Below are 12471 nucleotides of genomic sequence, written 5' to 3'. Positions count from 1 at the left end.
CTCTTGATTCTTATAAGGATAAAAGGGTTTTTTTTATGTGTAAGTTTTGTCTATCTAAATTTCTTTAGAATCTTTTTAGATAGAAAAGAAATTAATAGTCGCTTAGACCATTTTCCTACTCCGCCCATCATAGCTACAGGAACAATGTTCTTCTTTGCACCTCTTACATGCAACTTTATCTGCTCCATCTCTATTTGTCGCTGTAGTTTTAAAATCTTTAATCTATGATCTATTTCCTCAAAGGAGGTAAATACGGGTTTTGTGTTCATAATTTAATCAAAGTAATAGTCCGAAAACTTTTTTAATAAAGGTTTGTCTAATTTACTTCTGAATAGGTAACATATTATTCCGAAAAGTATATATATACCCCCTACTATTAAAAAACCTAGGAAGATATTATTTAGCCATTGTCCTACTCCATAGGCAAGGGCAAAGGACAACATAAACAGGGATAATAAGGCAATACTACCTATTAAAAGTAGTTTCACTAATGAGCTTATAGCTCGCATTCCTAACTTAAACCCTCTGAGTTTATAGTATTCCTCCGTGTTTTCTATATAGGCACGTACGTTTCTGTCAACTTCCGATAGGTTATCCTTAAAGTCCTCCAAAGCCATTTAGTATATTTTTATTTTTGGAGTTGGGCGTTCTTACTTTTTAAATCTGTCAGCTTTTTTTCCAATGCTGAAATGATATCGTCTGCCTTATAGCTCATAGTGGATATAGTATCCTCCAACTTTTGCTCAAAGTCAACCTTTTTTGCTTCTGCAGTTTTGGTAAGTTCCTCTTTGGCATACATAACTCGCGTACTTATATCGTCACCTGTCTGTTGAGCTTTCTTCTTAATTTTTTTTCTTGTTTTAGTTCCTTTATCTGGAGCGTATAAGATTCCTACTGCTGCTCCTATAGCTGCACCAGTAAGTAGTGCCAATAAAGTATTTCCACTATCGTTTGCCATAATTTTAAATTATTTAAATGTTAGTAATTCAATTAAATTAATGTAGGATAAAAAAGAACGATTTCCAAATAATAGTAGGTGAACGTTCTAATCCTTCTGGCTTAATATTTAAGCCAATCATCGAATTCATAAAATTAACGAAAAACGGAACACCTAAGGGTTGTAATCACATAAACTTTTGACGTAAACAGAAAAGAAACCGTTTTTTGATCGAAAAACGAGTTTTAAGCTCGTTTAACCACTAAAATAAAATGAGATAGGTAAAACCCTGTATAAAATAAAAAGCCACAGCATATACAAGCTGTGGCTTTCGTTTTTAATAGAAAATACCTATTGTTATTATTTTTTTAATAAAGGATGTCGATTTTAATTTTTTACCTGTAATTTGGCCCAAGTATCACGTAAACCAACCGTTCTATTAAAAACTAATTTTTCTGGTGTACTATCTTTATCAACATTAAAATATCCCATACGTTGGAACTGGAATTTTTCGCCAACCTCGGCAGAAGCTAAACTTGGTTCTAGAAATGCATTAATTACTTTTAGGGAATCTGGATTTATAAAATCCATAAAATCTTTTTCCTGATGGGTATCTGGAGTTTCCTCGGTAAAGAGACGGTCATACAATCGTACTTCTGCTTGTATGGCATGTTTAACAGAAACCCAATGAAGGGTCCCCTTTACTTTTCTTAAACTTTCTTCTGTACCGCTGCCACTCTTACTCTTAGGATCATAGGTACATTGTACTTCAATAATATTCCCATTGGTATCTTTTGTACAAGATTCCGCTTTTATAATATATCCATTTTTTAAACGTACTTCTCCGCCTAATTTTAGTCTAAAGAATTTTCTATTGGCTTCTTCCCTAAAATCTTCCTGTTCAATGTATAGTTCCTTAGAGAAAGGTACTTTTCTAGATCCAGCTGCCTCGTCTTCTGGGTTGTTTTCTGCTTCTAACCATTCTTCCTGATCTTCAGGGTAATTGGTAATTACCAATTTTAAAGGGTTTAGTACAGCCATTACTCTTGGAGCAATTTTATTTAGATGCTCCCTAACATGAAACTCTAAAAGTGATACATCTACAACATTATCTCTTTTAGCGATACCTATTGTATTTGCAAAGGCTTTTATAGACTCTGGAGTATAACCTCTTCTTCTTAGTCCGGAAATGGTAGGCATCCTTGGATCGTTCCATCCTGTTACTACGCCACTTTCTACTAATTTTAATAGTTTACGTTTACTTACAACGGTGTGACTAAAATTTCGTCTTGCAAATTCGCGTTGTTTGGGTCGTACTTTCGTCTCTTTTACAACTTGGTCTAAGAACCAATCGTACAATTCCCTATGCATGGCAAATTCCATGGTACAAAAAGAATGGGAAACTTGTTCAATATAATCGCTCTCCCCGTGTGTCCAGTCGTACATCGGATAAATACACCAATCGGTATTTGTCCTGTGGTGAGGCTTATGTAGAATACGGTACATAATGGGATCCCTCATTAACATATTAGAGGAAGCCATATCTATTTTTGCCCTAAGTACGTGCTCTCCTTCTTTAAACTTGCCATCTTTCATATCTTCAAAAAGTTGAAGATTTTCTTCTACGGAACGATTCCTAAACGGGCTAGCCTTACCAGGCTCCGTTGGTGTTCCTTTTTGAAGGGCGATATCTTCTGAAGATTGACTATCTACATAGGCTTTACCTTGTTTAATTAAAATAATAGCCCAATCGTATAACTGTTGGAAGTAGTCCGAAGCATAACATTCGGTATCCCACTCAAATCCTAACCAACTTACGTCCCTTTTTATAGCATCTACATACTCTTGTTCCTCCTTGCTGGGGTTGGTATCATCGAACCTTAGGTTGACCGGGGCTTCATATTTAAGACCCAAGCCAAAATTCAAACAAATAGAGCTTGCATGCCCTATATGTAGATATCCATTTGGTTCTGGTGGGAACCTAAATCTAAGCTTATTCTCAGGGAAGCCTTTACTTAAATCTTCCTCAATGATGTGCTCAATAAAATTTAACGAACGGGATGTTTCACTCATAGTCTAAATTTTGAGCTGCAAAGGTAACGAAATTGCGCTGAAAAGTAGCTTTTAAAATAGATCTACCATACAAGAAAGTGTGTTTCACAACGCTTTTGGTGAACCTTACAACTTTAAATTCTAAAAACTCCAATAATAAGACATATTTGTTATCCCCTTTCTTTGAAAATGAGGTGATTACGGCTTGAAGTGGAGAAGTTACCCACTAGTTATCAACAAAATAGACTGCTAAATAGAGTTGAAAAAGGCAAAAAAAATAACGTTGGTAGTAGCCTAAACTACAAAAAGATATGAAACTGAACTTCTTAAATAAATTGGTATTGTCTATTCTAAGCTTCTTTGCTTTGGGAATGACCATGAGTACTGCGCAGACATTAAACAAGCCAACTCCTGCTGATAATCCAAATTTATCAGGAAATTCAGTGTGGACTGCTGCTTGTGGCTCGGAGAGTTTTAATGAGTATTTTGTAAATTTTACTTGGTTGCCTACAGTTGCATCTGACAATGAATTTATCTTAGAACTTTCTGATGCAAATGGGGTGTTTACAAATGCTACAGAACTATCAAGGGTTTCCGATAAGAATACCAGTTTCGATTTCGATTTCAGTTTTGCACTTCCAGAAACTACTAGAGGAGATGCCTATCGTTTCCGAGTTAGAAGTACCAATCCCGCAAAGACAAGTCCAGTATCAGACCCATTTGAAATGTATTATATCGATTTTAATAATACGCTTAAAATTAGAGAGGTGGGAGATACCGCCGCTACCCCAGCGATGAAAGTAGAATTGTGTGATGGAGGAGCAACTACGCTAGAAGTTTACAATGTTCCGAATGCAGAAACTTATCGGTATAATTGGTACAGAAATACGTCTCCTTATACCAGCTCTGGCTATGGACCCTCTATTGAAGTTACCGAAGCAGGATATTACGTTGTAGAGTTAGATTATGGAAGTACCTGTTCGGGATCTTCCAATACTCAGTCCCTATCTATAGAAGTTGTAGTTGGCTCTAGCGTGGGACTCAATATAAATTCACCTGCTAAAACAGCATTGTGTACTGGCGAGGTCGTTGCACCACTAGAAGCTAACATGAACTATCCAGAACTTTATTATACTTGGTATAAGGATGGAAATGTTATTCAGCCAAATACACAAGGCGCCTTTACATATACACTAGATACCAATGACCCTCAGTTTCCAGGAGAATATACCGTAAAAGTGCAAGGGAACGGAATTTGTACTGAAACCTCCGAACCAGTCTCCATTACTCAGGCAGGTATCTTTACAGTGACTAGGGATAATCCAGCAAATATGGTTGTACTACCCGGAGGATCCATTAATTTAAGTGCTTCTTCAGATGCCTCTCCTGTAACTTATCAATGGTATAAAGACAATGTGGCGTTAAACGGAGAAACAGGAAGTACTCTAATTGCTAATTCAGCAGGGGTGTATTATGCAGAAGTTTCCTTAAGTGGAGGCAGCTGTACAACAGCAACCAAAGTAACAGAGACCACTAATGTGGTAAATCCTAATGCTTTTGAGTTTATCATAGACTATGCTACAGAATATACCAATTGTATTAATACTAGTATAGCCTTAGAAGTGACACAGATAGATGCGGTACTTTCCGACGGTTCTAAAATGAATGTGACAATGGACTTAATTTCTTCATTTAATTATCAGTGGACCAAGGATGGAGCTAATATAGGAGGTGCCACCTCTAATACTCTAAGTTTAACCAATACAGTTGAAAATGGCAGTTATGAAATAAACGCTGTTTTAGATAGTTTTAATTCGGTTTCCAATACCCTTCCAGTTCAGTTGCTAACCAATGAGAGCCTTACCATAACAAGTACCGCTCCATTTATCTGTGGTTCTGGGGATACTGCTATTATTAGTACAACAACCGATTTAAGTGGGGAAAGTTTCCAATGGTTTAAGGATGGAATAATTCTGCCAACTTCAACAGAGGAGTTAATAGTTAGCGAAGCTGGAACTTATCGTTTAACGATAGCAAAAAATGGTTGCGAGCTTATTTCTAACCAAGTAGTGGTTGCACCTTTTGATGATTCTTTAATTACAATCAACCCCTCTGGTAATGAAATTGTATTCCCAGAAGGGGGCACTAAAGAAGTTTCTGCCAGTGGAGCAGATAGTTACCAGTGGTTTAATGAGAATAATGTGTTGTTGGGTGAGACAAACTCTATTACTCTAACCACCGAAGGAACCTATATGTTAATTGCATCCGTAAACGATTGTAAGGTAAGTAAAACCTTTGTGGTATCCTATCAAGATATTTTTAATGTACCCAATGTGGTCACTGCCAACGGGGATGGATATAATGACCAATGGATACTTCCCAATACCTATACAAAAGATCCCGAGATTAATGTAATTATCTATAATCACAAAGGGGAAGAAGTACTTAACCAATTTCAGTATCAGAACAATTGGCCGGAGGCAAGCATGAAGTTTCCTAAGCAAAATATGGTATTCTATTATACCATTAAAAATGCGAAACAAGTTTTAAAGAAAGGAACTATAACAGTAATACGTTAACGCACTATGTACAAGAAAAACTTTTTATATATTCTATTTTTCCTACTGGGATTTGCTGCTCTAAGTGCCCAAGAGGATAGTCCGTTTATCTCTTATGATGTTCCTTCACAGAACCTATTAAAGTTTAATAGATTTCTTATAAATCCTACCTTTTCTACGGTAAGGGAGAATAAATCATATATAAATCTACTCCATAGAAACCAATCGGTATCATTTGATGATAATAATCAAGATTACTTTTTAAGTTACAGCGGTAGGGTAAGCGATAGAAATGGTATAGGATTAAGTCTATATACCCAAAGAGAGGGTTTAATAACCAATTATGGGGTGATGGCAAATTATGCCTATGGGGTAAAATTAAGTGATAAAAGTAATTTTACATTTGGAGCAAATTTAGCCTATTACAATAGTGGCTTTGATAGAAATAGGGCATCTGCCTTAGATCCCAATGACCCTTCCTTAAACGGCCTTCAGGAATCCAATTTACTGTCTTTTCAACCTGGATTTAATCTCTCTTATGGTAAGTTTGATTTTGGTGTTTTTGCAGAGAACCTGTTCGATTACAATTTAAAAACGAACAAATCTGTAAGTGAATTTCAAGATAAGACCTTTTCTAGTCACCTACAATATACCCATGAGTTTGAAAATGAGAAAGGAATTTTTGAGAAGGGACGTTTGATGCCATTAGCCCGAGTTAGAAAAGTGGGTCAGGACGAAGTAGTCCTTGGGGGAAGTCTAATATTAGATCTACCAAAACTTGGTTGGGTACAAACTGGATATGATGATTTTTACGGTGCTTCGGCTGGAATTGGATTTAATATTAATGAACGACTTTCTTTAGGTTATACTATGGAAAAGGGTTTGTCTAACAACTTTGATAATTTTGGACTAACTCATGAAATATCCTTTGCCTATTCTATTACCCCTACCCTTACTGATGACAGGGTAATGTTACAAGATGATTATGAGGAATTAGTAGAAAATGAAGTGGATACTAAAGAGGAAGTCCTAGGTCAGGAGGAGGAATTGGAAAAATTAAGAAAGGCACTTGCAGAGAACAATGAGGTATTGGCAGAACTAATGTTTAGGCAAGACTCTTTGGAAGCTAATCGGCAGAAAGACTTGGAGCGTAGATTTGAAATGGTCATGAAAATGGTGCAAAATGAGATCCAAGGGAAACGTCCGGACCTAGTAGAAAAAGCTAAGAAGATGTACCTGCCTAATAATGAAAAGGGGGCTTTAGCACGGCAGACTAGCCAACAAGAGAAAAGTGAAAAACCAATTGGAATAAAAGAAGCATTACAACCTAAGCCTGCTGTCGGAAAAAGTGCAAATAAGGGGCATCTAAGTAATAACACTAAAAAGGATGTTGTGGAAAAAGACCAGTTTACCGAGATGGCTAAGCGTCAAAATATCAGAAGTAAAAAGTTTACAAACTTAGAGGGGGTCGATAATGGTTATTACGTGGTGGCTAATGTTTACAAAGGCGATCGCTATATGAATCAGTTTGTAGATCAACTTGCTAATAATGGAATAAGTGCAGCACATTTTAAAAATAAAAGGAACGGACTAAAATACGTATATCTAGAAAGGTATGACACATGGCAAGAAGCTCTTGCCGCTCATAAGTCAAAATTTAATGGATCTTATCAGGAAGATTTGTGGATTATGAATGTTGATAACCGTAGTGATCGGGATAAAGCTTATGTGAATAACGTAAACAAGCTTAAGGGAACATCTTCCCAATACGCTGTGGATAAACTACAAAAAAATGTTGTGGTTAAGGACAATGTAGGCGGTGAGGCTACAACTACTAGTACTCCTAAGGAATACAGAAAGCATGGTGGAAATGCCTATTATATAATAGCGAATGTTTTCGCCAATGCTCACAATGCGAATAAGTTTGTGAAATTATTAAATGCTCAGGGATATAGTGCCAGCTATTTTATAAACCCTAAAAATAACTATCGGTATGTTTATTTAAAGAAATACGATTCTTGGAATAATGCTTTGGTATCTTATTATTCTAAAATAGATAATTCCTATAACGAAAAGGTGTGGATTATGAAAGTGGCCTCTAACCAGATAAGCTAAATAAGGTCACTGTATTTAGGGATACTCATTAACAACTTTCTCATACATTTTATAGGTAAAAGATTTCTACATCTTAGCTCTATTTTTATGCCCTAAACAAGGTGTATTCCTCTATTTTTTGTTAATAGAGAATCCTTTGTATATAGGGTGTTGTTGTGTATAATCACTTCTATAATGGGAAGTGATCATCTACCCAATTTTTATTTTATACCTCCTTTTAATTTTAATCGGTTAAATGTGAAATCCCATACCATACGATCCATGGGTTTCACAACAAAATTACCCACCTCTACAACAATAAATTTATCGCCTCCTTATTAAGGTCAATATTTGTTTTGAATAGGATTGTATTGGGAATTGATTGTATTTCAGCTTCCTACTCGATAAAAAACAGTCTTGTTTCTTAAACCATTAAACCAACCAAAGTGCGTCACCAGTATTTAACCAAAATCTATTTTCACATGAAACCAATATCCTACAAGTATCTGTTTTTAACTTGTTTTTTACTATTGGGCACTATAAGTGCATTTTCTCAAGTAAAAAACGATTTTGAGGTTCGGTATGCAGATGAAATTAGAGGTGATATTACTTTTATTGCTAATAATATTGTCAATAGGCAAGCAGATGCCTATAGTGAAAGAAGATGGGTGAGGAGAAATGGACGGTGGGTTCGGGAAACTATTCATTATCCAGAAGTATCACCTAATGACCCCTATAATGAGGTGGGCAACTCTTCGGAATACAATGACAACCTAAACATGCAATATATAGATGTAGATGGTGACCCATCTACATTTAGTAGTAGTAGTGCTATTTTAACGGTACCTGATATTAGCTGTGCTAAGGTAAGGTATGCCGGACTATATTGGTCTGCAGTTTTTAAAGAAGATAATAGAAGTGGTTTTGATCAGATAAAATTTAGAACACCAGGAGGAACTTATCAAGACTTAACGGCTGATGAAATTTTATTTGATGGGGAAGGCGATGCCGATTTTGGTTCCTATAGCCCATATGCTTGTTATAAGGATATTACGTCTATTGTTAGTGGAATGGCCGATCCTAATGGGGAATATTTTGCAGCCAATATTAGGGCAAGTTCTGGGGATAATGTTTCTGGTGGGGTTTCTGGGGGATGGAAAATGGTTGTTGTATATGAAAATCCAAGTTTACCTGGAAAATTCATTACTACTTTTGATGGGTACGCTGGAATAAAATCTGGTGAAACGGTAGACATTCCCTTTAACGGTTTTACCACCCTACCCGACCCTTTTCCAGTAAATGCTCAACTTGGTGTTGCGGCTCTTGAGGGTGATAATAGAATTGGAGGAGACGGACTTTCGATAAAAGCGAACAGTAATGCTAGTTTTACACCCTTAGGAAATACCGTAAACCCAGCTAATAACTTTTTTAATAGTAATATAACCATAGCAGATGCTATTGTTACCGATAGAAATCCTAACTCAATAAATACCTTGGGTTGGGATGTGGATTTATTTCCGATAGCTAACCAATTTAAAACGGTTATCCCCAACGGTGAAACTGGAGCCGTTTTACGGGCAAGTTCTACTCAAGACAAGTATGATATTTTCTTTACCTCTTTTGATGTTGAGATTATAGAACCTATTATAAATCTTAAGAAGACAGTAGAAGATATTGCAGGGAACGATATTACAGGTGCAGGGGTTAATTTAGGACAAACCTTGAATTATGTATTAGAATTTCAGAATGTTGGGAATGATGATGCAGAAAATTTAACGATAAAAGATATCCTTCCTGTCAATGTCTCCTTAAATGAGGCCAACCTTAACTTACCAGCCGGGGTCACTTATACTTTTGATGAACCTACAAGAACGGTAATCTTTAGTATTCCAAATAATTTAGTGGTTAAAGGGCATTCAGCAAGTAGTATTCGTATGCAGGTAACCGTAGCAGAAAACTGCTTTGATTTTATAGACGCCTGTTCTAATATAATTCAAAACTTGGCCTATTCTACCTATCAAGGAAGACTGAATAGTAACATTATTACCGATGATCCTTCTGCTCATGATTTTGACGGTTGTGGATTTGCCTCTCCAGGTGCTACCAATTTCTTATTAGATAATTTAGATGATTGTAATTTTGCCAGGACGGTACAACTTTGTGGAGAGCAAGTTATTCTAGATGCTGGAGATGGTTTTGACGATTATAAATGGTATAAGGATGAAAATGGTAATGGGGTGTTGGACGCTTCGGACACTCTTATTACAGACGGAGATCCGGATAATGACCCTAGTACATTTATTGTTCGTGATCCAGGGACCTATATTGTAGATAAGATTGTTGCCGATCCCTGTAAAGGTTTTAAGGAAATCATGACCGTTGAGCGTTTTGGGACTACCCAAACGAACCCTATTGTAGACTTCTTTAACAATAGAAACAATGATGCAGATCCTACCAACGATATTCAAGGGGAAATTGTCAGTTGCTCCGTGGATGGAAGTCCCCTACCTAAAATTTTCCTATGCGGGGTAAATGATTCACAATTAATAGAAGTGAACATCACCGATGCCCAGAGTATGGTTTGGGAAAAATTGGTAGAAGGCAGCTGTACGGATTCAGGGGACGATTGTGGCAATAAGAATGCTACCTGTACCTGGAACCAGGTTTCTACTGGAGAAAATTTTACGGCTAACCAAGAAGGGAAATACCGTTTAGTAATTAACTATCAAGGCGGATGTTTTAGTCGTTTCTACTTTAATGTATTTCAAAACAATCTAGATATACAGTACACCTCAAATGATATTATCTGTACAACGCCAGGAAATATTACTATTACCAATTTAGGTTTAGGATATGGGTATCAATTATATGATATAGCTAATAATACTATCGTAGTGCCTTACAGTGCTAATAATGGACCAAGTTTTGAAATCGACACAAATGGTGCTTATAGAATAGGAGTTACTCAACTTGATACCAATACAGGAGAGCCAATTGATGGGTCTTGTGAATTCACTACCCCCGATATCGGAATTAGAGATCGAGATTTTCAATTAAATACCACAGCAACAGGAACTACATGTAGTACACTAGGAAGTATAAACATTCAGGCATTGAATGTTGAAGGTAATTATGAATATGAAATTAGGATTGATGATGGTAGTAACGGTGGTAACGGCACTTTTCTTGATAATGAGACTGCTCAACCGAATAACAATTTTACTTTTTCCAATTTAAATGCAGGAAATTATATAGTTAGTGTTCGTACCGATGATGGCTGTTACAAGGAAGAAAAAGTAACTGTCTTAAATGAGGCTGATTTAAGTTTAACAGCACGGGTTTCCCAACATATTAGTTGTAGAGAGGGAAATATTCAAATGGATTCTAATGGGGGTAGAACACCTCATACCTATGCTATTTGGTCCTATGTAGATGATAATGGTAATACGGTTATCTCCTACCCAGATGTAACTGCAATACCACCAAGTGAATATCAAACTAGTGTAATTTTTGACATTCTAAATCCAGGAGATTATACCTTTATAGTGGTGGATAGGAACAATTGTTACGTATTTTCTAATACCGTTAACATTGATTTGGTTCCTGCTGTGGAATACACAACTTCAGTTACTAATGAGTCTTGTTTTGGAGCTGAAGATGGGGCAATTACTTTTAACATGGGCACAACGGGTGGCTATAAGGTTGACTATTCCCTTACTTATCCAGATGGCAGTATAATTAGTAACTCCTCAGGTACTTTTACAAATTTACCACAGGGTGATTATACAGTAACCCTTACTCAAACTAAAGGCAATGACAGTTGCGATTTTATAGAAACTTTTACTATTGGAGGACCAGTAGACGCTGTTTCTGGTGACGCTGTTTTAGTGCAGGATTATACCTGTCTACAAGACGGGATTATTGAAGTTCAGAATGTAACTGGGGGTACTGCGCCCTACTCCTATAGTATAGATGGTGTAAATTTTGTCTCTGGTCCAGGGGCAGAAACTTTCTCTAATCTAACTAGCGGTAGTTATAGTATTACTATTAGGGATGCAACACTTTGTACTTTTGTTACTAATACCATAGTCCTAGCTCCATTAGATGAGCCTACCGATTTAACTTTTTCATCAACAGCACCAAATTGTCCAACCCAAACATCCAATGTAACTGTAACCGCTATAAATGGATTTGATCCTTTAAACATAGAGATCATCGCACCAGCTACTATTGCTGCAACTACTATTTCAGGAAAGACGGCTACCTTTAATAATTTGGCCCCAGATACCTATACTTTTAGAGTAACAGATAGTAAAGGGTGTTCTTATGAAGAAACTTATACTATTACTCCAATAGATCCCATTCTGGTGTCGGGTAGTTTAGTTAGCAACATAACCTGTTTAGGAAATGCAGACGGTGCAGTAGATTTCTTTGTAAGTGATTTTAACAGTACTTATAGTTATTCTATTAACGGGGCTACAGCAGTTGCAGCTCAGTCTTCAAATACAATTAACTTAACTGGTCTTGTTGCCGGTGATTATACTATTACAGTTACGGACGATACTACCAATTGTAGTGATACGGCAACGGTTACCGTGAGTGAGCCATCTTCGGTGATGGACTTTACTTTTGCAGTTAGCCCATTGACTTGTTCAGCGGATGGATCTGTGACCATTACTGCTACCGACGGCTGGGGAGGATATGAATACCAACTAACTGACCCTAGTTCCAATGTTTTAGGCCCACAAGCCAGCAATGTATTTACAGGTCTTACCCAAACAGGTACCTATACCATTAGCGTAACTGATGCAGGTGGCTGTGTGCAGACCA

Annotated in this window: 6 protein-coding genes and 1 pseudogene; 3 read left to right on the top strand and 4 right to left on the bottom strand. The window is 36.7% G+C overall.

Translation table 11 applies throughout. The features are described from left to right. Window positions 1-50: 50 nt before the first annotated feature. From H344_RS0101800 to H344_RS0101785, 4 genes are all read right to left on the bottom strand, one after another. The gene (locus H344_RS0101800; protein WP_034256015.1) at window positions 51-269 is read right to left on the bottom strand and encodes a DUF6327 family protein; all 219 of its coding nucleotides are present in this window, start codon (window positions 267-269) and stop codon (window positions 51-53) included. Between the two features lie 3 nt (window positions 270-272). Continuing rightward, window positions 273-617 carry a phage holin family protein gene (locus H344_RS0101795; RefSeq protein WP_026808715.1) on the bottom strand — a complete coding sequence of 115 codons (345 nt, stop codon included), beginning with the start codon at window positions 615-617 and terminating at the stop codon, window positions 273-275. Window positions 618-628: 11 nt separating this feature from the next. After that, window positions 629-958: a YtxH domain-containing protein gene (locus H344_RS0101790; RefSeq protein WP_026808714.1), complete on the bottom strand. Its 330-nt coding sequence runs from the start codon at window positions 956-958 to the stop codon at window positions 629-631. 366 nt (window positions 959-1324) lie between these two features. Next, window positions 1325-3010: a glutamine--tRNA ligase/YqeY domain fusion protein gene (locus H344_RS0101785; protein WP_026808713.1), complete on the bottom strand. Its 1686-nt coding sequence runs from the start codon at window positions 3008-3010 to the stop codon at window positions 1325-1327. 290 nt (window positions 3011-3300) lie between these two features. On the opposite strand from H344_RS0101785, the gene H344_RS0101775 reads away from it, so the two are divergent. From H344_RS0101775 to H344_RS0101765, 3 genes and pseudogenes are all read left to right on the top strand, one after another. Then, the gene (locus H344_RS0101775; protein ID WP_026808712.1) at window positions 3301-5568 is read left to right on the top strand and encodes a T9SS type B sorting domain-containing protein; all 2268 of its coding nucleotides are present in this window, start codon (window positions 3301-3303) and stop codon (window positions 5566-5568) included. Window positions 5569-5574: 6 nt separating this feature from the next. Continuing rightward, a complete protein-coding gene (locus H344_RS0101770) occupies window positions 5575-7662 on the top strand; it encodes a PorP/SprF family type IX secretion system membrane protein (RefSeq protein WP_026808711.1) in 2088 nt (695 codons plus the stop codon). A 461-nt stretch (window positions 7663-8123) separates the two neighbouring features. Beyond that, window positions 8124-12471: pseudogene (locus H344_RS0101765) on the top strand (DUF11 domain-containing protein); the annotation flags it as partial.

It is taken from the genome of Arenibacter latericius DSM 15913 (assembly GCF_000424985.1).
Lineage (GTDB): Bacteria > Bacteroidota > Bacteroidia > Flavobacteriales > Flavobacteriaceae > Arenibacter > Arenibacter latericius.
This window is presented reverse-complemented; position numbering and strand designations above follow the sequence as displayed.